Below are 23,499 nucleotides of genomic sequence, written 5' to 3' on the forward strand. Positions count from 1 at the left end.
AAATTTCTTAAGCTATAGATTTAAGAGTTGAATTTGATTATATATACAAAAACGAACAGTGATGATTCCCAACTGATAGGGACTTAATCCTGTTCGTTTTCTTATTTTCATTGGTATAGACCACCTGTTGTTTAATTGTGAAATTATTAATATGTGGTCAATTATTCAAGCTAGATTAATAAAAAAATAATATTTTTTAAGAAAACGATTGCATCACATCTGTTTTTATGTTATACTAATATCGTTTCAAGAAAGCGCGTTCAAGAAATGTAGTTTGATTAATCTAAAAGGAGTTTTGTATGTCTCAAAATAAACAAGATAAAGGATTTCGTTATTCTATTCGTAAACGTAGCGTTGGAGTATGTGGTGTTGCCATTGCAACATTTTTGTTAGGTTCTGGCCTTGTATTTCAAACAAATGTAGTAAAAGCAACAGAGCCAAGCGTTGCTGCAGTTGCTGGTGAAAATATTGCTGCTCATAAGTCTGCAAGTCAGAGTTCGACTGCTTATGGTGCAGATGCTTCTAGAGCGGTTGACGGCAATCGAGATAATGACTACGGCAATCGCTCAGTTACTCATACAGATTTTCAAGATCATTCTTGGTGGAAAGTTGATCTAGCAAAAGAAGAAGGTGTGGGAACTGTTCGTATTTACAATCGTGGAGACAGTAATGTAGGGGATCGTTTATCTAATTTTGATGTTATTTTGTTAGATAAAGATGGAAATGAAGTGGCTCGTCAACATGTAGATAGCTTAAACAATCAACCAACAGTTGATGTTCAATTCTCAGGAGTTGATGCACGATATGTAAAAATTGAATTAAATAAATCTAAAACTCCTCTTAGTTTGGCAGAAGTTGAAGTATATCGTTCTGTAAAAGAAGAAAAAGGAGTAGCAGATAAGAAAACAGAAAACAAAGTTAAAACAGAAAACGAAGCTAAAACAGAAAACGAAGCTAAAACAGAAAACGAAGCTAAAACAGATTATACTGCAGAGCTAAATAACTATTTATTTGGTTTAAATTATGATAAATTAAATATTTTGACTAGAAAAGGAGAAGCATTAGAAAATTACACTAATACAAGCACAAAACAACAAGGAAGTGAATTTGTGGTCGTAGAAAAAGTGAAGAAAAGCCTTTCTAATGGTTCGGCTGATGTTGCCATTAATGGTAACGGAGATATTTTCCTAGGTGCATTGTTTAAAGCAAATCAAGACCTTCTAGAAAATAAACCACAACAAATTAGTTTAGATCGTAGCAAAGGTAGAATTAGTGTTGATTTACCAGGAATGGTAGGCGGAGATAGCTATGTAGATGCTAATCCAACTGCAAGTGGTATGCAGGAAGGTGTGAATACCTTGTTAAACCGTTGGCATGAAAAATATGCTGCGAAAAATCCTGCTCCAGCACGTATGCAGTACGAATCAACTTCTGCTTACAGCATGAATCAATTGAAAGCAAAATTCGGAAGCGACTTTGAAAAAGTTGGAGTTAATTTAAAAATTGACTTTGAAGCTGTCAATAAAGGTGAAAAACAAATTGAGGTAGTTGATTTTAAACAAGTTTACTATACAGCTAACTTTGATGCTCCAAAAAATCCATCAGATGTATTTGCCTCAGGAGTAACAGTTGATCAATTGAAAGCACGTGGAATTGATGAAAATACTCCTCCTGTATATGTATCAAGCGTGTCATACGGACGTCAAATGTATGTTAAGTTTGAAACAACAAGCAAGAGTACCGAGTTGAAAGCAGCAATCAATGCTGTAATCAAAGGAGTGCCTATTAAACCAGAATCTGAATGGGCACGTGTCTTGAAGAATACAACTGTAACCGTTTCCATCGTAGGTGGAAATGCTGATGGCGCTGCACGTGTTGTGACAGGTACAGTAGAAGATTTGAAGAAATTAATCCAAGAAGGAGCTACTTTCAGTACGCAAAACCCTGCTGTTCCAATTTCTTATAAGACTGCATTCTTGAAAGATAATCAAGTGGCCACAATTCAAAGCAATACAGACTACATTGAAACTAAAGTGACTTCATATAAAAATGGTTACCTCAATTTACATCATAAGGGAGCTTACATTGCTCGCTACTATGTTTCCTGGGATGAAGTAACTTATGATAAGGATGGAGTTGAAAGCATTCGTACGCGTCAATGGGAAGACAATGGTAAAAACAGAACAGCTGGATTCCGTACTGAGATTCAATTTAAAGGAAATGTTCGTAACCTACGCGTGAAGATTCAGGAAAAAACAGGTCTTGCTTGGGAACCATGGCGTACTGTTTACAATCGTACAGACCTTCCTCTAGTCCAAAAACGTACCATTATTAATTCAGGTACAACAATCAGACCAAAATACGATGAAAAAGTTGAAAACAACTAATTTTCACTTGTGAAAGTAACCAGTTCTATGAGCTGGTTCTTTTTATAAGTAAAATTTTCAGAAAATTACAAATAATACTTGAATTTTTAGGAGAATAGTGTAGAATAGAACACAAAGCTTGATTAGAATAAAGGAGATTATCATGACAGTAACAATTGATTGGGAAAATCTCGGTTTTTCCTATATGAAACTACCTTATCGTTATATCGCTTATTTTAAAGATGGACAATGGGCTCAAGGAGAATTAACAGAAGATGCAACCTTGCATATTTCAGAATCATCTCCAAGCCTTCACTATGGACAACAAGCATTTGAAGGATTGAAAGCCTATCGTACAAAGGATGGCAGTATTCAACTCTTCCGTCCAGATGAAAATGCTAAACGTCTGCAACGTACCTGTGATCGTCTCTTGATGCCACAAGTTCCAACAGAAATGTTTGTAGAGGCTTGTAAAGCCGTTGTTCGTGCTAATGAGGAATACGTACCACCTTATGGAACTGGTGGAACCCTCTACCTCCGTCCACTCTTGATTGGTGTTGGAGATATCATTGGGGTAAAACCAGCTGAGGAGTATATTTTTACCATCTTTGCTATGCCAGTTGGAAATTACTTTAAGGGTGGATTGGTTCCAACAAACTTCTTGATTCAAGATGAGTATGACCGTGCTGCACCAAATGGAACAGGGGCTGCCAAGGTCGGTGGGAACTATGCAGCTAGTCTTTTGCCAGGAAAAATGGCTAAATCTCGTCATTTCTCAGATGTTATTTATCTTGACCCATCAACACACACTAAGATTGAAGAAGTTGGTTCAGCAAACTTCTTTGGAATTACAGCTGATAATGAGTTTGTAACCCCACTGAGTCCATCAATCTTGCCATCGATTACCAAGTACTCATTACTTTATTTGGCAGAGCATCGTTTGGGCTTGAAGCCTGTTGAGGGAGATGTACCAATTGATAGTCTGGATCGATTTGTAGAAGCAGGTGCCTGCGGTACTGCGGCAGTTATCTCACCAATTGGAGGAATCCAACATGGTGATGACTTCCACGTTTTCTACAGTGAGACAGAGGTTGGTCCAGTGACTCGTAAACTATACGATGAATTGACAGGTATTCAATTTGGTGACATTGAAGCACCAGAAGGTTGGATTGTAAAAGTAGATTAAAAATTATTAAAGGAGTTCTTTATGAAAACGAAAAAGTGGATGTTAACAGCAGGAGTGGTCCTGAGTACAGCAGTTCTTCTTGTGGCTTGTGGGAAAGCTGACAAGGAAGCAGATGCGCCTACAACTTTCTCTTATGTCTATGGAGTAGACCCATCATCTTTGGACTACAGTATCGCAACTCGTACTTCAACAACTGATATCATCGGTAACGTCGTTGATGGTTTGTTGGAAAACGATGAATATGGGAATTTGATTCCTTCCCTTGCTGAGGATTGGAGTGTCTCACAAGACGGTTTGACTTATACTTATAAACTTCGTAAAGGGGTTAAATGGTATACTTCAGAAGGTGAAGAATACGCTGAAGTAACTGCGCATGACTTTGTTACAGGGTTGAAACACGTAGCAGATGGCAAATCAGACGGTGTCACTCTTATTCAAAACTCAATCAAGGGCTTGAATGAATATATGACTGGTGAGACTAATGATTTCTCAACAGTTGGGGTTAAGGCAGTAGATGACTATACTGTTGAGTACACTCTAAATGCACCTGAAACTTTCTGGAATTCCAAAGTAACTTCAGCAACTATGTTGCCAGTAAATGAAGAATTCCTCAAAGCTTCTGGTAAAAATTATGGAACGGTCAGTCCAGCTGGTATTCTTTATAACGGTCCATATATTTTGAAGACATTGACTTCAAAATCTTTAATCGAATATGAAAAGAACCCAAATTATTGGGATAAAGAGAAGGTTAAAATCGAGAAAGTTAAATTAACTTACTATGATGGATCAGACCAAGAATCCTTGATCCGTAGCTTCTCTTCGGGTGTTTACACAACAGCTCGCCTCTTCCCAAGTAGCTCAAACTTTGCTTCTACTTTGGAACAATACGGGGATAAAATTACATATAGTCCACAGGATTCAACTAGTTACTACTTTACCTTTAATGTAAACCGTCAATCTTTCAATAAGACAGCGAAAACAAGTGAAGAACAGAAAACTTCTACAAAAGAAGCAATGTTGAACAAGGACTTCCGTCAAGCCATCAACTTTGCCTTCAACCGTCATTCTTATGCTGCCCAGCTCAATGGTGAAGATGGTGCGGACAAGATTATTCGTAATAGCTTAGTACCAGATAACTTTGTACAATCTGGTGGTAAAAACTTTGGTGATATTGCTCAAAAAGAATTGATCAACTATGGAGACCAATGGAAAGGTGTTGAGCTTGTAGACGGAAAAGATACCATCTACAATCCTGACAAAGCCAAGGCTTCATTTGAAAAAGCTAAGAAAGAATTGGAATCAAAAGGTGTAACCTTCCCAATTCACTTGGATGTCCCAGTTGAACAGACAAATACAATTGCTGTTCAGCAAAGCAATTCCTTCAAGCAATCAATCGAATCAACTCTTGGTTCTGAAAATGTCGTAATCGATGTTCTTCAAATGACTGACAATGAAAAGGAAAGTATTACATCACAAGCGCGTGTACCTGCTCAAAAAGACTATGATTTGAACAGTACTGGATGGGCTCCAAGTTATCAAGATCCGGCAAGTTATCTCAATATCATGGATCCTAAGACCGGTTCTGCTATGAAACACCTTGGTATTACTAAAGGAAAAGATAAGGAAGTAGTAGCTCAACTTGGTTTGGACCAATATAAGAAACTCTTAGATGATGCAGTTTCTGAGACAAACGACTTGAACAAGAGATATGAAAAATATGCTAAAGCCCAAGCTTGGCTCACAGATAGTTCTCTCTTGATACCGACAGCTTCATCAGGTGGTTCACCTGTTGTTAGCAACATCGTTCCTTTCTCAAAACCATACTCACAAGTAGGTATTAAGGGGGATCCATACATCTTCAAGGGAATGAAATTGCAAAAAGAGATTGTATCTGCTAAAGAATACCAAGCAGCTCTTGAAAAATGGCAAAAAGAAAAATTGGAATCAAACAATAAATACCAAAAAGAATTAGAGAGTCATGTCAAATAAAACAGACTAGTACTTTTGGAATAAAGGGGCCTATATGGAATGGATTAAACTAATAGGGATAGTTATCATTGTGATTGGTTTTGTCTATAAGTTAGATACCATTGCAACGGTAGTCTTAGCTAGTTTAGTTACCGCTCTAGTTTCTGGAGTTTCTCTTGTTGAGTTCTTGGAAATTTTGGGAAAAGAATTTAGTAATCAACGAGTTCTGACGATTTTTATGGTAACCTTGCCACTGGTAGGTTTATCTGAAACTTTTGGCCTCAAGCAACGTTCGATTGACTTGATTCAAAAGATAAAGGGACTAACAGTTGGAAGTTTTTATACAGTGTATTTCTTTTTTCGGGAACTCGATGGTTTCTTTGCCATTCGTCTTGGAGGACATCCGCAGTTTGTAAGGCCTTTGGTTCAACCCATGGGACAAGCAGCAGCAGAGTCTCAATTAGGTAGAAAAATAACGGAGCAGGAGAGTGAAGCGCTAAAAGCGCGTGCAGCAGCAAATGATAATTTTGCAAATTTCTTTGCTCAAAACACTTTCGTTGGTGCAGGCGGTGTCCTCTTGATAGGGGGCACACTGGACCAATTAGGTTACGAAAGTAATTATGCAGGAATTGCTTCAGCTTCGCTTATAGTTGCAGGAATTGCCCTATTTATAGTTGGGATTTACAATTACCTGTTTGATAGAAAACTGCTAGCAAATAAGGTTAGTAAAGGAAAACAAGAATGACCAATCTAGCAAGACAGTTATTAGAGTTGACCTATATTGTGATTGGTTGTCAATTCCTTCATACAGCTTATTGTAGCTATAAAGATAAAACAAACCCAGTTCGCTTTGGAACGGCTGGGTTTTGGGCTTTATTGGGCATCAGTTTTATCGGTGGTTCCTATCTACCTTCTGTCTGTATTGGAGTTATCGTAGTGCTATTAGCCCTGCTAACTCTCTTTAAACAGGTTCGTATCGGCACCTTACCGTCTCTGGATGAAGTCAAGGCAAATATTGAAGCTAAACGACTAAAGAATAAAATTTTTATTCCAGTCATGTTAATGGCTTTGATTGCTTTGGTATTAGCAAAAATGATCCCTGAGTTTAGTAAGATTGCTATCAGCCTTGCTGCATTTTTCGCAACCATCTCTCTTTTATTGATTACTAAGAGTTCTCCCAGAAGTTTGTTAGCAGAAAACAATCGCATGGTGCAACAAGTTTCAACCAGTGGGATTGTGCCTCAACTTTTAGGTGCTTTAGGGGCAATATTTACCGTAGCAGGAGTTGGAGACCTGATTTCTCACTTGATAAGTGGTTTAGTTCCATCCGGCAGTCGTTTTATGGGTGTGGTAGCTTATGTCCTTGGGATGGTTCTATTCTCCATGATAATGGGTAATGCCTTTGCTGCCTTTACTGTTATTACTGCTGGAATTGGAGTTCCCTTTGTATTTGCCTTGGGAGCTGATCCAATCGTGGCTGCAGCTCTAGCAATGACGGCAGGTTGCTGTGGAACCTTATTGACTCCAATGGCGGCTAACTTTAATGCTTTACCGGCAGCTCTCCTGGATATGAAAGATCCAAATGGGGTTATCAAAGCGCAAGTAGGAGTAGCTGTTATCATGATTATCCTACATATATTTTTGATGTACTTTTTGGCATTTTAACAAAGGAAATAAAATGAAAATATTAGTAACAGGTTTTGATCCTTTTGGTGGTGAAAAGGTTAATCCAGCTCTGGAAGCTGTTAAATCATTACCATCTGAGATTCATGGAGCTGAAATTCATTGGGTAGAAATCCCAACGGTCTTTTATCGATCAGCAGAGGTTTTAGAAGCAGAAATCGTCCGCTTTCAGCCAGATGCGGTGCTTTGCATCGGACAAGCAGGAGGAAGAGCTAGTCTAACTCCTGAGCGTGTTGCCATCAACCAAGATGATGCTAGAATTCCTGATAACCAAGGAAATCAGCAGATTGACACTCCTATACGCCTGGACGGTCAAGCTGCCTATTTTAGCACACTACCTATTAAGGCAATGGTTCAAGCGATTAAAGAGGAAGGGTTGCCAGCTACAGTGTCCAATACAGCAGGAACCTTTGTTTGTAATCATTTGATGTACCAGGCTCTCTATTTAGCGGATAAAAAGTTTCCACATATGAGAGCAGGCTTTATGCATATTCCCTATATGACAGAACAGGTGATCAATAAACCTAATACAGCATCTATGAATTTAACTGAAATCGTCAGAGGTATCGAAGCTGCGATTGGTGCTATCGTAGATTATAAAGATAAGGACATAAAATTAGTGGGTGGTACAACCCACTAACAATGAGTCTTTCCTAGATTAAAAAATTAGATTTTGTCACAAAAACTCTTTATCAAGATTAGCTTGGTAAAGAGTTTTTTTCTTGCCAGTTTTTTAAATTTCTTGTACAATAGGAAGAGTGAAAAGAGGTATCGTATGAGTAAAAAAGATAAAAAAATTGAAATTCAATTAACAGACGCAACTGTTTTAGTTGGTAAGGAAAAGTATGAAGGGTATACTTTAACGATCGGTAAAAAGGTTATTGGTGAAATTGCTGAACTAGATAATCAATTTGCGATCATAAAGAATGGAAATGTCGATAGTTTTTATAAAAAACTTGAAAAAGCTGTGGAAATTTTGATTGAAAACTATAATTTAGCAAAATAAAGCTTGTTTTTTGTAAATTTTCATGATATAATTGTTTTTGTTGAACATTGGAGAGATAGCGAAGAGGCTAAACGCGGCGGACTGTAAATCCGCTCCTTCGGGTTCGGGGGTTCGAATCCCTCTCTCTCCATTTCACTTTTGGGGTATAGCCAAGCGGTAAGGCAAGGGACTTTGACTCCCTCATGCGTTGGTTCGAATCCAGCTACCCCAGTTCTTAGGTAATATATTCAAGATAAAAAGAAAAATATCTTAGGGTATTTTATTTTTATAATTGAAGGACGTGAACGATATAACATGTCTTTGCGGGTGCTTAGGAAAAAATTATAAGTATGTCAAGTTTAAGAAAAACTTGATTGTTGGAGGATTTTTTAGATGAACGAATTTGAAGATTTGCTAAATAGCGTTAGCCAAGTTGAGCCAGGTGATGTTGTTAGTGCTGAAGTATTGACAGTTGATGCTACTCAAGCTAACGTTGCAATCTCTGGAACTGGTGTTGAAGGTGTCTTGACTCTTCGCGAATTGACAAACGATCGCGATGCAGATATCAATGACTTTGTAAAAGTAGGTGAAGTATTGGATGTTCTTGTACTTCGTCAAGTAGTTGGTAAAGATACTGATACAGTAACATACCTTGTATCTAAAAAACGCCTTGAAGCTCGCAAAGCATGGGACAAACTTGTAGGACGCGAAGAAGAAGTTGTTACAGTTAAAGGAACTCGCGCTGTTAAGGGTGGACTTTCAGTTGAATTTGAAGGTGTACGTGGATTTATCCCAGCTTCAATGTTGGATACTCGTTTTGTACGTAACACTGAGCGTTTTGTAGGTCAAGAGTTTGATGCTAAAATCAAAGAAGTTGATCCTAAAGAAAACCGCTTCATCCTTTCACGTCGTGAAGTTGTAGAAGCAGCTACAGCAGCAGCTCGTGCTGAAGTATTTGGTAAATTGGCTGTTGGTGATGTTGTAACTGGTAAAGTTGCACGTATCACAAGCTTCGGTGCTTTCATCGACCTTGGTGGTGTTGACGGATTGGTTCACTTGACTGAATTGTCACACGAACGTAACGTTTCACCAAAATCAGTTGTAACTGTTGGTGAAGAAGTTGAAGTGAAAATCCTTGATCTTAACGAAGAAGAAGGACGTGTATCACTTTCACTTAAAGCTACAACACCTGGACCATGGGATGGCGTTGAGCAAAAATTGGCTAAAGGTGATGTTGTAGAAGGTACAGTTAAACGTTTGACTGACTTCGGTGCATTTGTTGAAGTATTGCCAGGTATCGATGGACTTGTTCACGTATCACAAATTTCACACAAACGTATTGAAAATCCAAAAGAAGCTCTTAAAGTTGGTCAAGAAGTTACTGTTAAAGTTCTTGAAGTTAACGCTGATGCAGAACGCGTTTCACTTTCTATCAAAGCTCTTGAAGAACGTCCTGCTCAAGAAGAAGGACAAAAAGAAGAAAAACGCGCTCCACGTCCACGTCGTCCAAAACGTCAAGAAAAACGTGATTTTGAACTTCCTGAAACTCAAACAGGATTCTCAATGGCTGACTTGTTCGGAGACATCGAACTTTAATCCATTCGAATTTTAATAAAATCCTTTGTTTTTAAAACAAGGGATTTTTCTTTTTTCTACTAGCATTTTTTGATATAATGGTTTTATGTTATATTCAGAAAAAGAATTACTTTATCAAACAATAAATGAACAGCTCTCTTATCTTTTAGAAGGAGAGCCCAATGTGTTGGCTAATCTTTCTAATGCTAGTGCTTTGCTAAAAACAAGCTTTCCCAATACTGTTTTTGCAGGTTTCTATCTATTTGATGGGAATGAACTGATCTTGGGACCCTTTCAAGGTGGAGTTTCATGTGTACGAATCGCTCTTGGAAAAGGTGTTTGTGGCGAATCAGCAGTTAGTCGTCAAACAGTGATTGTTGGTGATGTAAAAACCTATCCAAACTATATTTCTTGCGATAGTAGTGCTCGTAGTGAAATTGTTGTGCCGATGGTTAAAGAGGGACGTCTTTTGGGCGTTCTAGATTTAGATTCATCTCTTGTTGATGATTATGATGAGTTGGATCAGAAATATCTAGAAGAGTTTGTTGCTATTTTGTTAGAGAAAACCGAATGGAATTTTTCAATGTTTGAGGAGAAAGCGTAATGTATCAGGCCCTTTATCGAAAATATAGAAGTCAAACATTTTCACAGTTAGTAGGCCAGGAAATTGTTGCAAAAACTCTGAAACAAGCTGTAGAGCAGGAAAAGATCAGCCATGCCTATCTATTTTCAGGGCCTCGTGGAACTGGAAAAACCAGTGTAGCCAAAATTTTTGCCAAGGCTATGAACTGCCCTAATCAAGAGGGAGGAGAACCTTGCAATAACTGTTATATCTGTCAAGCTGTAACAGACGGTAGCTTGGAAGACGTTATCGAAATGGACGCAGCCTCTAACAATGGGGTGGATGAAATTCGTGATATCCGTGATAAATCAACCTATGCTCCAAGTATAGCTCAGTATAAGGTCTATATCATTGATGAGGTTCATATGCTTTCAACAGGAGCCTTCAATGCCCTTTTAAAAACTCTTGAAGAACCAACTCCTAATGTTGTTTTTATCCTAGCAACGACAGAGCTTCATAAGATTCCTGCAACCATTTTGTCTCGTGTTCAACGCTTTGAGTTTAAATCTATTAGAACTCAGGATATTCGAGATCATATCTTCCATATTTTAGAAAAGGAAGGAATTGCTTATGAAACTGAAGCTGTTGAGATTATCGCTCGTAGAGCAGAAGGTGGTATGCGGGATGCTTTGTCCATTTTAGACCAAGCATTGAGCTTGACTCAAGATGCTAGATTAACAACAGCTGTTTCTGAGGAAATTACGGGGACTATTAGTCTAAGTGCTTTGGATAATTATGTGGCTGCCTTGGCACAAAAAGATGTGACTCGTGCTTTGGAAAATCTTAATTTGATTTTTGATAACGGAAAAAGTATGACACGATTTGTAACGGATTTGTTGCAGTATCTACGGGATATTTTGATTGTCCAAACTGGTGGGGAGAATACTCACCATAGTGATCTCTTTAAGGATAACCTAGGTATTTCACAGGTTGTTTTGTTCGAGATGATTGGAATTGCAACAAGTAGTTTAGCTGATATCAAGGCTAGCCTCCAACCAAAGATTTACGCAGAAATGATGACCATTCGTCTAGCTGAGCTTGAAGTTAAGCCTGAAATAACAGGTCAAGTCGCTGGTGAATTGGCATCACTAAGAGAAGAAGTTGCGCGATTGAAACAGGCCCTAGCAAATGTTAATACAAGTCCCAAGCAGGCCACACCAGCACCAAGTCGCCCAGTAAACAGCAAGTCAGTTTATCGAGTAGACCGCAATAAGGTGCAGTCTATTCTTCAAGAAGCTGTTGAAAATCCTGATTTAGCCCGTCAAAATCTAATTCGTCTCCAAAATGCTTGGGGAGAAGTTATTGAAAGTTTGTCAGGACCTGATAAAGCACTTTTAGTTGGCTCTCAACCTGTTGCGGCCAATGAACATCATGCCATTCTTGCTTTTGAATCTAACTTCAATGCTGGCCAGACCATGAAACGTGATAATCTCAACACTATGTTTGGTAATATCCTCAGTCAAGCAGCGGGATTCTCTCCAGAGATTCTTGCTATATCTATGGACGAGTGGAAAGAAGTCAGAGCAGATTTCTCAGCTAAGGCTAAATCGTCTCAAGGAAACTCTGTTAAGGAAGAGGTTGAAGAATCTGTCCTTCCTCAAGGATTTGAATTCCTAGCGGATAAAGTAACCATAGCAGAAGATTAAAAGGATATTGTGACATAATACGATGAACAGACAACAATTTATAATCATGGCCTTCTTTACTGCTGCCGAGACTTATTATTTCAATGAGTCTATCATGGCACAACGGTATATTATGGCCTTGCTCTGGGCTATTTTAATCCTGAGAAATTTTCGAGTAAGCTATATCATGGGGAAAATTGTCAATGCTATAGATGACCATTTTAAAGGAAAGAAGTAACCCTCAGCTTCTAGACAAAATTAAAGCCTTTTAGGCTTTTTTTTGTTATACTATTAAAGTATATTTATTGACATTTTATCGTTTTTTACTAGAAAAATAAGGACAATTTTCTAGCAAAAATGGTAAAACGGATTGAAAAAGAAAGGAACTATCATGTCAGTATTAGAGATCAAAGATCTTCACGTTGAGATTGAAGGAAAAGAAATTTTAAAAGGGGTTAATCTGACTCTTAAAACAGGAGAAATTGCAGCTATCATGGGACCAAATGGTACCGGTAAGTCTACTCTTTCAGCTGCTATTATGGGGAACCCAAACTATGAAGTCACTAAAGGTGAAGTCTTGTTTGACGGTGTGAACATCCTTGAATTGGAAGTGGATGAGCGTGCGCGTATGGGACTTTTCCTAGCTATGCAATACCCATCAGAAATTCCTGGAATTACCAACGCTGAGTTTCTTCGTGCAGCTATGAATGCTGGTAAAGAAGACGATGAGAAGATTTCAGTTCGTGAGTTTATCACTAAATTGGATGAGAAGATGGAATTGCTCAACATGAAAGAAGAAATGGCAGAGCGTTACCTCAACGAAGGTTTCTCTGGTGGTGAGAAAAAACGTAATGAAATTCTTCAACTCTTGATGTTGGAACCAACTTTTGCCCTTTTGGATGAGATTGACTCTGGTCTCGATATTGACGCTCTTAAGGTTGTGTCTAAAGGTGTCAATGCCATGCGTGGTGAAGGTTTTGGTGCTATGATTATCACTCACTACCAACGTCTTTTGAACTACATCACACCTGATGTGGTACACGTGATGATGGAAGGTCGTGTTGTCCTTTCAGGTGGTCCAGAATTGGCTGCGCGTTTGGAACGTGAAGGATACGCAAAACTAGCTGAAGAACTTGGCTACGACTACAAGGAAGAATTGTAATTCCCTCGTATCTTTTAGGAGAAGTAAATGACTAAAGAAAATATTAAACTTTTTTCAGAAATGCACGCTGAACCAAGCTGGTTGGCTGATCTCCGTCAAAAAGCTTTTGACAAGATTGAGACTTTGGAATTACCAGTTATTGAGCGTGTCAAATTCCACCGTTGGAATCTGGGTGACGGAACGATTACAGAAAGTGAGCCATCAGCAAATGTTCCAGATTTCACTGCACTAGATAACCACTTGAAGTTGGTGCAAGTAGGAACTCAAACTGTTTTTGAGCAAATTCCAGTTGAGTTGGCTGAACAGGGTGTTGTCTTTACAGACTTCCATTCAGCTTTAGAAGAAATTCCAGAACTTGTAGAAGAATTCTTCATGTCATCTGTCAAGTATGACGATGACAAGTTGGCAGCCTACCATACAGCTTATTTCAATAGTGGTGCTGTTCTCTATATTCCTGATAACGTTGAAATTAAAGAGCCAATCGAAGGAATTTTCTATCAAGACAGCGATAGCGATGTGCCGTTTAACAAACATATTCTTATCATCGCTGGTAAAAACTCTAAGATTAGTTATCTAGAACGTTTAGAGTCACGCGGTGAAGGAAGTGCCAAAGCAACTGCTAATATCACAGTAGAAGTAATTGCACGTTCTGGTGCTCAAGTGAAGTTTGCTGCGATTGACCGTCTAGGTGAAAACGTCACTGCTTACATTAGCCGTCGTGGTAAATTAGGCAACGATGCAAGTATTGACTGGGCTATCGGTGTCATGAACGAAGGGAACGTCGTTGCGGACTTTGATAGCGATTTGATTGGTAATGGTAGCCATGCCGACCTTAAAGTCGTAGCTCTTTCAAGTGGCCGTCAAGTGCAAGGAATTGATACTCGTGTAACCAACTATGGTTGCAACTCAATCGGAAATATCCTACAACATGGGGTTATTCTTGAAAAAGCAACTTTGACCTTCAATGGTATTGGCCACATTATCAAGGGTGCTAAGGGAGCAGATGCGCAACAAGAAAGTCGTGTTCTCATGCTTTCAGACCAAGCGCGTTCAGATGCTAACCCAATTCTTTTAATTGATGAAAATGACGTTACTGCAGGTCACGCGGCTTCTATCGGTCAGGTAGATCCAGAAGATATGTACTACCTCATGAGCCGTGGCTTGGATAAGGCAACTGCAGAACGCTTGGTTGTCCGTGGTTTCCTTGGTTCAGTTATCGTTGAGATTCCAGTCAAGGAAGTTCGTGATGAAATGATTGCAACTATCGAAGAAAAATTGTCAAAACGCTAAGGGGTAGCCTATGTTAGATGTAGAAGTGATTCGCAAGGATTTTCCAATTTTAGATCAGATTGTTAATGACGAACCTCTGGTTTATTTGGATAATGCTGCGACGACACAAAAACCACTAGCTGTTCTGGAAGCCATTAACCGCTACTATGAGCAGGATAATGCCAATGTTCACCGTGGGGTTCATACTTTGGCTGAAAGGGCGACGGCATCTTATGAAGCTGCTCGTGAAACCATTCGTAAATTCATCAATGCTAAGTCGACAAAGGAAGTACTCTTCACTAGAGGAACGACAACCAGTCTCAACTGGGTTGCACGTTTCGCTGAGGAAGTCTTGACTGAGGGCGACCAAGTCTTGATTTCTGTCATGGAGCACCACTCCAATATTATTCCATGGCAGGAAGCTTGTCGAAAGACCGGAGCTGAGCTTGTTTATGTCTATCTCAAGAACGGAGCTCTGGATATGGATGACCTGCGGGCTAAATTGACGGACAAGGTTAAGTTTGTCTCGTTAGCTCATGCTTCCAATGTTCTTGGAGTAGTAAACCCTATCAAAGAAATCACTCAAATGGCTCATGAAGTTGGAGCTATTATGGTGGTGGATGGTGCTCAGTCTACACCGCATATGAAGATTGATGTCCAGGACTTGGATGTAGATTTCTTTGCTTTCTCAGGTCACAAGATGGCTGGTCCGACAGGCATCGGTGTTCTTTATGGCAAAGAAAAGTATCTGGAACAAATGTCACCGGTGGAGTTTGGTGGCGAGATGATTGATTTTGTTTATGAACAATCTGCAAGCTGGAAGGAATTGCCTTGGAAATTTGAGGCTGGAACTCCCAATATGGCTGGAGCGATTGGACTTGCTGCTGCAGTGGATTATCTTGAAAATATTGGTATGGATGCTATTGAAGCCCATGAACAAGAACTGATCGCATATGTCTATCCAAAATTACAGGCAATTGAAGGACTGACCATTTACGGTTCGCAAGATTTGGCTCAACGTTCAGGTGTCATTGCCTTTAACCTAGGAGACCTTCATCCTCATGACCTTGCGACTGCTCTGGATTATGAAGGAGTAGCAGTTCGAGCGGGTCATCATTGTGCTCAACCTTTGCTCCAGTATTTGGATGTTCCAGCAACAGCTCGTGCAAGTTTTTATATCTACAATACCAAGGCAGATTGTGATAAGTTAGTAGATGCCTTACTAAAGACAAAGGAGTTTTTCAATGGCACTTTCTAAACTAGATAGCCTCTATATGGCGGTGGTAGCGGACCATTCGAAAAATCCCCATCACCAGGGAAAGTTGGAAGATGCAGAGCAAGTTAGTCTCAACAATCCTACCTGTGGTGATGTCATCAATCTATCGGTCAAGTTTAACGCAGAAGACCGCTTGGAAGATATTGCTTTTCTAAACTCTGGTTGTACGATTTCAACTGCCTCTGCTAGTATGATGACAGATGCAGTCTTAGGAAAGACCAAGCAAGAAATCCTAGAGCTTGCAACCATCTTTTCTGAAATGGTTCAAGGTCAAAAGGATGAGCGTCAAGATCAACTTGGAGATGCTGCTTTCTTGTCAGGTGTTGCCAAATTCCCTCAACGGATCAAGTGTGCAACCTTGGCTTGGAATGCCCTCAAGAAAACAATTGAAAATCAAGAAAATAAGTAAGACGAGTTTCTTTTGTCTTATGAATTAGTAGAAATAAAGAATGAAAGAAAGGATATTATGGCTGAAGAAAGAGTAGAACCAAAACCAATTGACCTTGGTGAATATAAATTTGGTTTCCATGATGATGTAGAGCCTGTCCTATCGACAGGAAAAGGATTGAACGAAGATGTCATTCGTGAACTATCAGCTGCTAAGGGAGAACCTGAGTGGATGTTAGAATTCCGTTTGAAGTCTTATGAAACCTTCAAAAAAATGCCCATGCAAACTTGGGGAGCAGACTTGTCAGAGATTGACTTTGATGACTTGATCTACTACCAAAAACCATCGGATAAACCAGCCCGTTCTTGGGATGAAGTTCCTGAAAAAATCAAAGAAACCTTTGAACGTATCGGGATTCCTGAAGCTGAGCGTGCCTATCTAGCAGGTGCTTCTGCCCAGTATGAGTCAGAAGTGGTTTACCATAACATGAAAGAAGAATTTGAGAAGTTAGGAATTATCTTTACAGATACAGATTCTGCCCTCAAGGAATACCCAGACTTGTTTAAACAATACTTTGCGAAGTTGGTACCGCCGACTGATAACAAGTTGGCTGCCCTCAACTCAGCAGTATGGTCTGGTGGAACCTTTATCTATGTACCAAAAGGTGTGAAAGTGGATATTCCGCTTCAAACCTACTTCCGTATCAACAACGAAAATACTGGTCAGTTTGAACGTACCTTGATTATCGTTGATGAGGGTGCAAGTGTCCACTACGTAGAAGGATGTACAGCGCCAACTTATTCAAGCAATAGCTTGCACGCAGCTATTGTAGAAATCTTTGCTTTGGATGGAGCTTACATGCGTTATACAACCATCCAAAACTGGTCTGATAACGTTTATAACTTGGTAACCAAACGTGCTAAGGCTCAAAAGGATGCCACTGTTGAGTGGATTGATGGAAACTTGGGTGCTAAAACAACCATGAAATATCCATCTGTTTACCTAGATGGAGAAGGAGCGCGTGGTACCATGCTTTCTATCGCCTTTGCTAATGCAGGGCAACACCAAGATACGGGTGCCAAGATGATCCACAATGCACCACATACAAGTTCATCAATCGTGTCTAAATCCATCGCCAAAGGCGGAGGGAAGGTTGACTATCGTGGACAAGTAACCTTTAACAAGAACTCTAAGAAATCTGTCTCACACATCGAGTGTGACACCATTATCATGGATGACTTGTCAGCATCAGATACCATTCCATTTAATGAAATTCACAACTCACAAGTTGCTTTGGAACACGAAGCTAAGGTATCTAAGATTTCAGAAGAGCAACTCTATTACCTTATGAGTCGTGGCTTGTCAGAATCTGAGGCAACTGAGATGATTGTTATGGGATTTGTAGAACCCTTCACTAAAGAACTTCCAATGGAATACGCAGTTGAACTCAACCGCTTGATTAGCTATGAAATGGAAGGATCTGTCGGATAAACTTTATGAACAGAAACTGAGGCTGGGACAAAAGTCCTAGCCTCTCAATTGTCTTTGGATTGTCGAGTAAGACGCAGTGGTTGAGTGGGCTCTACTACGCTGATTTCATCAGCTTTTACAGCCCTACTCAACTGTGCGGAGGTGAGACGGACGAAATCGTATTCTAACGAATTACCGATTTCTGTCCCACTCTCAGTTTTTTTGACGAAAAATACTTATAAATATTCACAAAAAGTCTTTTGTATGGTAAAATAATACAATCACATAAAGTGGGGGATGAAATATGAATATTTTTAGAACCAAAGATGTTAGTCTAGGTAAGACAGAAATGCATCGCCATTTAAAATTATGGGACTTAATTCTCTTGGGAATTGGTGCTATGGTGGGAACAGGTATTTTTACCATTACAGGAACAGCAGCAGCAACACTAGCAGGACCTGCCCTTGTGGTATCAATTGTAATTTCTGCTATCTGTGTGTCCTTATCTGCTCTCTTTTTTGCAGAATTTGCTTCTCGTGTTCCTGCAACGGGTGGAGCATATAGTTATTTATATGCAATTTTGGGAGAATTTCCAGCCTGGATAGCTGGTTGGTTAACCATTATGGAATTTATGACAGCAGTTTCAGGTGTTGCTTCTGGTTGGGCGGCCTATTTTAAGGGATTACTTAGCCATTATGGAATTTCCTTGCCACAAGTCTTGAATGGAACTTTTAATCCTGAACATGGTACTTATATCGATTTTTTACCAATTTTAGTAATTCTACTTGTTACAGGTGTTGTACTTTTAAATTCGAAAGCAGCTCTTCGTTTTAATTCTATTCTTGTTGTTTTAAAATTTTCTGCTCTTGCTTTATTTATCCTAGTTGGAATTTGGTACATTAAACCTGAAAATTGGTCAGATTTTGCACCATTTGGTTTTGGTCAAATTTACGGTGGAAGCACTGGAATTATGGCAGGTGCTTCACTCATGTTCTTTGGATTCTTAGGGTTTGAATCCATTTCAATGGCAGTTGACGAAATTCAAAGCCCCCAGAAGAATGTACCGCGTGGAATTGTTTTATCTTTGACTATCGTAACCATTCTTTATGCCTTAGTTACCTTGGTGTTGACGGGGATTGTTCACTATAGCAAGCTCAATGTTGATGATGCAGTGGCTTTTGCTCTGAGAAGTATCGGTATTGGTTGGGCAGCTAATTATGTTTCACTCGTTGCAATTTTTACTTTAATTACGGTATGTATTTCCATGACTTACGCCTTGTCTCGAATGATTTATAGTTTGGCACGTGATGGGCTCATGCCTCAGAGTTTCAAACAAGTGACTAAGACCAGTCGTGTTCCTAAGAATGCGACCATTTTAACAGGTGTTGTTTCAGCGATTGCAGCGGGAATTTTCCCACTGGCAAGTATCGCAGCCTTTCTCAATATCTGCACCTTAGCCTATCTTATTCTCCTAGCCTATGGGATCATCAAATTGAGAAAAGATAAGGGTATGCCCAAAGAGGGAGAATTTAAAACACCCCTGGTACCTTTTTTACCAATCTTGTCTATTCTTATCTGCCTCTCATTCATGCTTCAATATACTCTTGAAACATGGATGGCATTTGGACTAGCTTTATTAATAGGCGTTATTATTTACTTTGTTTATGGATATAACCATTCGACTGTAGCTGAAAATGAATAAAGAAAAAAATCGCGAAATTCGCGATTTTTCGATTTTTTATAACTTCTCGTTAACAAAACGAACGAAGCGATTCCACCAAACTTTTAAGAAGAAGGCTTTTTCGACATTTTTTTCTGCGACCATCTCAAAACTAGGTTTGTCAGTTGTAATGTATCCTTGACCAACTAGATCCTTGTCTTCATAAGTCAAATGTCCAACGACAGTTCCTGCCTCTAGTGGAGCAGTGTGTTCAGTCGTGTCCGCTGTGTAAGTAATAGTTGATTGTGTACGACTACCCAGACGTTGTACGATTTTGATATCTTCTTTGGCGACAGCTGTAACTGTATCTTCCTTCCCATCTAATACAGGCGATTTACTATCTTCATAACTTTCCCCTTGTTTGACGATTGTCTGAAGAGCAAAGTTTGATGAGATGTAATCTAAAATAGAAGAAGTAGCTGTAAAGCGTGCATATGGATTGGTATCTTGGTTGTCAGCGTTTAAGACAACTGTGATGATGCGCATTCCTTTTTCTACAGTCGTACCAACAAAAGAAGCACCTGCTTTATCAGTTGTTCCAGTCTTAAGACCATCAATACCACCACGATAAGCAGGCATTCCCTCCAACATATAGTTGGTAGAATGAATGGTCATCCCTGCAAAAGTAGAAGAAGGTTTCTTTGTGATTTCTAAGACTTGAGGATACTTGAGGATGAGATTGCGAGCAACGACAGCAACATCATAAGCGCTCAATTTGTTTTCATCATCTTTTTTAGAACCTGGATAGATATTATTTCCAAGAGTTTCATTGTTGAGCCCGGTTGTGTTGACGAGTGTAGCGTCTTGAATCCCCCATTCTTGTAGTTTGGCCTTCATCATATCTACAAAGTCCTTCTCAGAACCGGCAATTTTTTCAGCTAGGGCAATGGCTGCACTGTTAGCACTGGATACCAGAGTAGCTTCTAGCAATTCCTCAACTGTGTAGTTACGAGCTTCCATAGGAACGTTACTCGCTTCAGAATTGGTAGTGAGCTGGTAGGGATAATCTGAGATTTCTACAGGAGTAGAAAGGGTGATTTTCCCTTGTTCCAAGGCTTCATAGACTAGATAAACAGTGAGGATTTTACTGATAGAAGCTATTTCAACAGGTTGAGTAGCATCTTTTTCATATAAAATCTTTCCACTGTTAGCCTCAACAGCAATAGCATGTTTTGCAGCTACATCAAAATCCTGGGCCGAAACAGTTGTAGCCGAACCGAATAAAAATAATGTGATTAAGGTTAAAAATAATTTCTTCATAGTAACTTTATTCTATCACAAAGACAAAAAATATTCTTGATTTTTTGATGAAGGTTATCAATCTTTTTTGAAATATGGTAAAATAGGGAAAAGAGGAGGTGTCTTATGTTTCGAAGAAACAAATTGTTCTTCTGGACAACTGAAATCCTATTAATAACCCTAATTTTTTATCTCTGGAGAGAAATGGGTGCTATTATCACACCCTTTGTAAGTGTGCTGAATACAATTATGATTCCTTTTTTATTGGGAGGATTTTTGTATTATCTAACTAACCCAATTGTTATCTTTTTAGAGAAGGAATGCAAAATCAATCGCATCATTGGGATTTTGTTAACCCTTTGTGCCTTAATTTGTGCAATCGTACTTAGTTTTGTCTATCTGCTACCGATTTTGATTAATCAGTTGAGTAGTCTAATCTACTCGAGTCAAAACATTTATGGTCGTCTTCAAGATTTAGTCATTGAGTTATCAAAACATCCAGCCCTGCAAAATCTAGATATTCAACAAACTATTCAACAATTAAATCTCTCATATGTTGATATTTTGCAAAATATCTTGAACAGTGTGACAAATAGTGTTGGAAGTGTTCTATCTGCGCTCGTAAGCACTGTATTGATTATCATCATGACACCAGTCTTCTTGATTTACTTCCTACTTGATGGGCATAAATTTTTACCCATGCTAGAAAGAACTATATTAAAACGAGATAAATTGAACATATCTGGTTTATTGACAAACCTAAATACAACTATTTCTCGTTACATTAGTGGAGTGTCAATAGATGCAGTTATTATTGGATGTTTAGCTTTTATCGGTTATAGTGTAATTGGTCTAAGATATGCCTTGGTCTTCGCCATTTTTTCTGGATTGGCTAATTTGATTCCGTATGTAGGACCAAGCATTGGCTTGATTCCAATGATTATCTCAAATCTCTTCACCGATCCTCATAAAATGATTATTGCTGTCATTTATATGTTGATTATTCAGCAAGTTGATGGAAATATTTTATATCCACGTATCGTGGGTGGAGTTATGAAGGTTCACCCGATTACTATTTTAGTCTTGCTTTTATTATCAAGTAATATTTACGGTGTGATTGGAATGATTGTTGCTGTTCCAACCTATTCCATTTTAAAAGAGATTGCTAAATTCTTAGCGCGACTGTATGAAAATCATAAGGAAGCACAAGAAGTTGAAAAACATTTATCAGAATAAAGATGTCGGGATAAAAGCTCCCGACCTTTTTTTGATCATTGTATCTTTGGCGATGTAGTTGATCAAACTTTTTATTGGCTTTCAACTCTCTAATCTCTTATGATGAAACTTTAATTTTTTCAATACACAACTTTTTACAAACAACTGAATGATTGAAGTCTTTCGGGGCTGGAAATAGGAAATTCAGACTTGGATTATCGATTTATGGTCTATCGCCTTTTGCTAAAATAAGCCTATTTATAGATATTTTAAATAAATTGGTAGAGGAAGTAGAGTGAGAATAAGAATAATTCACAAAAACTTTGTAAAACACTTGCAATTTAGCTGAAATTTGATAAAATAGTAAGGAAAGTTAGACTGTATTGCCTACTGTCTATCTATAAAATATATTTTATTGGAGGCTTTTACTCAAATGGCAAAAGAAAAATACGATCGTAGTAAACCACACGTTAACATTGGTACTATCGGACACGTTGACCACGGTAAAACTACCCTAACTGCAGCTATCACAACTGTTTTGGCACGTCGCTTGCCTTCAGCAGTTAACCAACCTAAAGACTATGCGTCTATCGATGCTGCTCCAGAAGAACGCGAACGCGGTATCACAATCAACACTGCGCACGTTGAGTACGAAACTGAAAAACGTCACTACGCTCACATCGACGCTCCAGGACACGCGGACTACGTTAAAAACATGATCACTGGTGCCGCTCAAATGGACGGAGCTATCCTTGTAGTAGCTTCAACTGACGGACCAATGCCACAAACTCGTGAGCACATCCTTCTTTCACGTCAGGTTGGTGTTAAACACCTTATCGTCTTCATGAACAAGATCGACTTGGTTGACGACGAAGAATTGCTTGAATTGGTTGAAATGGAAATCCGTGACCTTCTTTCAGAATACGACTTCCCAGGTGACGATCTTCCAGTTATCCAAGGTTCAGCTCTTAAAGCTCTTGAAGGTGACTCTAAATACGAAGACATCATCATGGAATTGATGAACACTGTTGATGAGTACATTCCAGAACCAGAACGTGACACTGACAAACCATTGCTTCTTCCAGTCGAAGACGTATTCTCAATCACTGGACGTGGTACAGTTGCTTCAGGACGTATCGACCGTGGTACTGTTCGTGTCAACGACGAAATCGAAATCGTTGGTATCAAAGAAGAAACTAAAAAAGCAGTTGTTACTGGTGTTGAAATGTTCCGTAAACAACTTGACGAAGGTCTTGCAGGAGACAACGTAGGTGTCCTTCTTCGTGGTGTTCAACGTGACGAAATCGAACGTGGACAAGTTATCGCTAAACCAGGTTCAATCAACCCACACACTAAATTCAAAGGTGAAGTTTACATCCTTACTAAAGAAGAAGGTGGACGTCACACTCCATTCTTCAACAACTACCGTCCACAATTCTACTTCCGTACTACTGACGTTACAGGTTCAATCGAACTTCCAGCAGGTACTGAAATGGTAATGCCAGGTGATAACGTGACAATCGACGTTGAGTTGATCCACCCAATCGCCGTAGAACAAGGTACTACATTCTCTATCCGTGAGGGTGGACGTACTGTTGGTTCAGGTATGGTTACAGAAATCGAAGCTTAATTCGATTTAGTTCCCAGAAGAACAATTATTTAAGTCAGACACTAAAAGAATCTTGCTATGCAAGGTTCTTTTTTTGCGATCAAAAGTGAGAGAGTTACTTTTTTACAATTTCATAAAATC

General features: G+C 39.1%; 20 protein-coding genes and 2 tRNA genes. 21 read left to right on the forward strand and 1 reads right to left on the reverse strand.

What is annotated here, in order from left to right:
• The first annotated feature begins 299 nt into the window (after positions 1-299).
• From RRU92_RS05960 to RRU92_RS06050, 19 genes are all read left to right on the forward strand, one after another.
• The gene (locus RRU92_RS05960; protein WP_315638940.1) at positions 300-2,387 is read left to right on the forward strand and encodes a thiol-activated cytolysin family protein; all 2,088 of its coding nucleotides are present in this window, start codon (positions 300-302) and stop codon (positions 2,385-2,387) included.
• Positions 2,388-2,529: 142 nt separating this feature from the next.
• Positions 2,530-3,552 carry a branched-chain amino acid aminotransferase gene (locus tag RRU92_RS05965; RefSeq protein ID WP_315638941.1) on the forward strand — a complete coding sequence of 341 codons (1,023 nt, stop codon included), beginning with the start codon at positions 2,530-2,532 and terminating at the stop codon, positions 3,550-3,552.
• Positions 3,553-3,573: 21 nt separating this feature from the next.
• Entirely contained in the window at positions 3,574-5,541 is a 1,968-nt protein-coding gene (locus RRU92_RS05970; RefSeq protein ID WP_315638942.1) for a peptide ABC transporter substrate-binding protein, read from the forward strand.
• Between the two features lie 34 nt (positions 5,542-5,575).
• Complete coding sequence (locus RRU92_RS05975; protein ID WP_315638944.1) at positions 5,576-6,265, forward strand: DUF969 domain-containing protein; 690 nt, start codon at positions 5,576-5,578, stop codon at positions 6,263-6,265.
• A complete protein-coding gene (locus RRU92_RS05980) occupies positions 6,262-7,185 on the forward strand; it encodes a DUF979 domain-containing protein (protein WP_248034923.1) in 924 nt (307 codons plus the stop codon). The genes RRU92_RS05975 and RRU92_RS05980 overlap by 4 nt, the downstream gene beginning before the upstream one ends.
• A gap of 13 nt (positions 7,186-7,198) precedes the next feature.
• Positions 7,199-7,843: a pyroglutamyl-peptidase I gene (gene pcp / locus RRU92_RS05985; RefSeq protein ID WP_248034921.1), complete on the forward strand. Its 645-nt coding sequence runs from the start codon at positions 7,199-7,201 to the stop codon at positions 7,841-7,843.
• A 135-nt stretch (positions 7,844-7,978) separates the two neighbouring features.
• The gene (locus RRU92_RS05990; RefSeq protein ID WP_000037108.1) at positions 7,979-8,209 is read left to right on the forward strand and encodes a DUF2969 domain-containing protein; all 231 of its coding nucleotides are present in this window, start codon (positions 7,979-7,981) and stop codon (positions 8,207-8,209) included.
• 49 nt (positions 8,210-8,258) lie between these two features.
• Positions 8,259-8,339 (forward strand) — tRNA-Tyr (locus tag RRU92_RS05995).
• Positions 8,340-8,348: 9 nt separating this feature from the next.
• Positions 8,349-8,420, forward strand: a tRNA-Gln gene (locus tag RRU92_RS06000).
• A gap of 161 nt (positions 8,421-8,581) precedes the next feature.
• The gene (gene rpsA / locus RRU92_RS06005) at positions 8,582-9,784 is read left to right on the forward strand and encodes a 30S ribosomal protein S1 (RefSeq protein WP_001001618.1); all 1,203 of its coding nucleotides are present in this window, start codon (positions 8,582-8,584) and stop codon (positions 9,782-9,784) included.
• A gap of 85 nt (positions 9,785-9,869) precedes the next feature.
• On the forward strand, positions 9,870-10,367 hold the full coding sequence (locus RRU92_RS06010; protein ID WP_248034918.1) for a GAF domain-containing protein: 498 nt from the start codon (positions 9,870-9,872) through the stop codon (positions 10,365-10,367).
• Positions 10,367-12,031 carry a DNA polymerase III subunit gamma/tau gene (gene dnaX / locus RRU92_RS06015; RefSeq protein ID WP_315638947.1) on the forward strand — a complete coding sequence of 555 codons (1,665 nt, stop codon included), beginning with the start codon at positions 10,367-10,369 and terminating at the stop codon, positions 12,029-12,031. The genes RRU92_RS06010 and dnaX overlap by 1 nt, the downstream gene beginning before the upstream one ends.
• A 22-nt stretch (positions 12,032-12,053) precedes the next feature.
• Positions 12,054-12,248: a DUF3272 family protein gene (locus RRU92_RS06020; protein ID WP_281335445.1), complete on the forward strand. Its 195-nt coding sequence runs from the start codon at positions 12,054-12,056 to the stop codon at positions 12,246-12,248.
• Positions 12,249-12,401: 153 nt separating this feature from the next.
• Positions 12,402-13,172: a Fe-S cluster assembly ATPase SufC gene (gene sufC, locus RRU92_RS06025; RefSeq protein ID WP_000114489.1), complete on the forward strand. Its 771-nt coding sequence runs from the start codon at positions 12,402-12,404 to the stop codon at positions 13,170-13,172.
• 27 nt (positions 13,173-13,199) lie between these two features.
• Positions 13,200-14,462, forward strand: coding sequence for a Fe-S cluster assembly protein SufD (gene sufD / locus RRU92_RS06030; RefSeq protein WP_315638948.1), 1,263 nt, complete (start codon positions 13,200-13,202; stop codon positions 14,460-14,462).
• A 10-nt stretch (positions 14,463-14,472) separates the two neighbouring features.
• Complete coding sequence (locus tag RRU92_RS06035) at positions 14,473-15,699, forward strand: cysteine desulfurase (protein WP_315638949.1); 1,227 nt, start codon at positions 14,473-14,475, stop codon at positions 15,697-15,699.
• On the forward strand, positions 15,686-16,126 hold the full coding sequence (gene sufU, locus RRU92_RS06040) for a Fe-S cluster assembly sulfur transfer protein SufU (protein WP_315638951.1): 441 nt from the start codon (positions 15,686-15,688) through the stop codon (positions 16,124-16,126). Before RRU92_RS06035 ends, sufU begins: the two co-directional genes overlap by 14 nt.
• 57 nt (positions 16,127-16,183) lie before the next feature.
• Positions 16,184-17,596 (forward strand): Fe-S cluster assembly protein SufB, encoded by a 1,413-nt coding sequence (gene sufB, locus RRU92_RS06045; RefSeq protein ID WP_000797051.1) that lies wholly within the window; start codon positions 16,184-16,186, stop codon positions 17,594-17,596.
• A gap of 283 nt (positions 17,597-17,879) precedes the next feature.
• A complete protein-coding gene (locus tag RRU92_RS06050; RefSeq protein WP_315638952.1) occupies positions 17,880-19,277 on the forward strand; it encodes an APC family permease in 1,398 nt (465 codons plus the stop codon).
• A gap of 36 nt (positions 19,278-19,313) precedes the next feature.
• On the opposite strand, the gene pbp3 is transcribed toward RRU92_RS06050, so the two are convergent.
• Positions 19,314-20,555 carry a D-alanyl-D-alanine carboxypeptidase PBP3 gene (gene pbp3 / locus RRU92_RS06055; protein WP_315638953.1) on the reverse strand — a complete coding sequence of 414 codons (1,242 nt, stop codon included), beginning with the start codon at positions 20,553-20,555 and terminating at the stop codon, positions 19,314-19,316.
• Positions 20,556-20,660: 105 nt separating this feature from the next.
• Between pbp3 and RRU92_RS06060 the strand changes: the two genes are divergently transcribed.
• Both RRU92_RS06060 and tuf read left to right on the forward strand, forming a co-directional pair.
• Positions 20,661-21,770 carry an AI-2E family transporter gene (locus RRU92_RS06060; protein ID WP_315638954.1) on the forward strand — a complete coding sequence of 370 codons (1,110 nt, stop codon included), beginning with the start codon at positions 20,661-20,663 and terminating at the stop codon, positions 21,768-21,770.
• A gap of 412 nt (positions 21,771-22,182) precedes the next feature.
• Complete coding sequence (gene tuf / locus RRU92_RS06065; protein ID WP_001040718.1) at positions 22,183-23,379, forward strand: elongation factor Tu; 1,197 nt, start codon at positions 22,183-22,185, stop codon at positions 23,377-23,379.
• Positions 23,380-23,499: the final 120 nt, after the last annotated feature.

Source organism: Streptococcus sp. DTU_2020_1001019_1_SI_AUS_MUR_006, from assembly GCF_032340315.1.
Classification (GTDB): Bacteria; Bacillota; Bacilli; order Lactobacillales; family Streptococcaceae; genus Streptococcus.

Bases quoted from the DNA above. Each gene is read 5' to 3' on its own strand.
- RRU92_RS05960 (WP_315638940.1), top strand. From the start codon at position 300: ATGTCTCAAAATAAACAAGATAAAGGATTTCGTTATTCTATTCGTAAA.
- RRU92_RS05965 (WP_315638941.1), top strand. From the start codon at position 2,530: ATGACAGTAACAATTGATTGGGAAAATCTCGGTTTTTCCTATATGAAA.
- RRU92_RS05970 (WP_315638942.1), top strand. From the start codon at position 3,574: ATGAAAACGAAAAAGTGGATGTTAACAGCAGGAGTGGTCCTGAGTACA.
- RRU92_RS05975 (WP_315638944.1), top strand. From the start codon at position 5,576: ATGGAATGGATTAAACTAATAGGGATAGTTATCATTGTGATTGGTTTT.
- RRU92_RS05980 (WP_248034923.1), top strand. From the start codon at position 6,262: ATGACCAATCTAGCAAGACAGTTATTAGAGTTGACCTATATTGTGATT.
- pcp (WP_248034921.1), top strand. From the start codon at position 7,199: ATGAAAATATTAGTAACAGGTTTTGATCCTTTTGGTGGTGAAAAGGTT.
- RRU92_RS05990 (WP_000037108.1), top strand. From the start codon at position 7,979: ATGAGTAAAAAAGATAAAAAAATTGAAATTCAATTAACAGACGCAACT.
- rpsA (WP_001001618.1), top strand. From the start codon at position 8,582: ATGAACGAATTTGAAGATTTGCTAAATAGCGTTAGCCAAGTTGAGCCA.
- RRU92_RS06010 (WP_248034918.1), top strand. From the start codon at position 9,870: ATGTTATATTCAGAAAAAGAATTACTTTATCAAACAATAAATGAACAG.
- dnaX (WP_315638947.1), top strand. From the start codon at position 10,367: ATGTATCAGGCCCTTTATCGAAAATATAGAAGTCAAACATTTTCACAG.
- RRU92_RS06020 (WP_281335445.1), top strand. From the start codon at position 12,054: ATGAACAGACAACAATTTATAATCATGGCCTTCTTTACTGCTGCCGAG.
- sufC (WP_000114489.1), top strand. From the start codon at position 12,402: ATGTCAGTATTAGAGATCAAAGATCTTCACGTTGAGATTGAAGGAAAA.
- sufD (WP_315638948.1), top strand. From the start codon at position 13,200: ATGACTAAAGAAAATATTAAACTTTTTTCAGAAATGCACGCTGAACCA.
- RRU92_RS06035 (WP_315638949.1), top strand. From the start codon at position 14,473: ATGTTAGATGTAGAAGTGATTCGCAAGGATTTTCCAATTTTAGATCAG.
- sufU (WP_315638951.1), top strand. From the start codon at position 15,686: ATGGCACTTTCTAAACTAGATAGCCTCTATATGGCGGTGGTAGCGGAC.
- sufB (WP_000797051.1), top strand. From the start codon at position 16,184: ATGGCTGAAGAAAGAGTAGAACCAAAACCAATTGACCTTGGTGAATAT.
- RRU92_RS06050 (WP_315638952.1), top strand. From the start codon at position 17,880: ATGAATATTTTTAGAACCAAAGATGTTAGTCTAGGTAAGACAGAAATG.
- pbp3 (WP_315638953.1), bottom strand. From the start codon at position 20,555: ATGAAGAAATTATTTTTAACCTTAATCACATTATTTTTATTCGGTTCG.
- RRU92_RS06060 (WP_315638954.1), top strand. From the start codon at position 20,661: ATGTTTCGAAGAAACAAATTGTTCTTCTGGACAACTGAAATCCTATTA.
- tuf (WP_001040718.1), top strand. From the start codon at position 22,183: ATGGCAAAAGAAAAATACGATCGTAGTAAACCACACGTTAACATTGGT.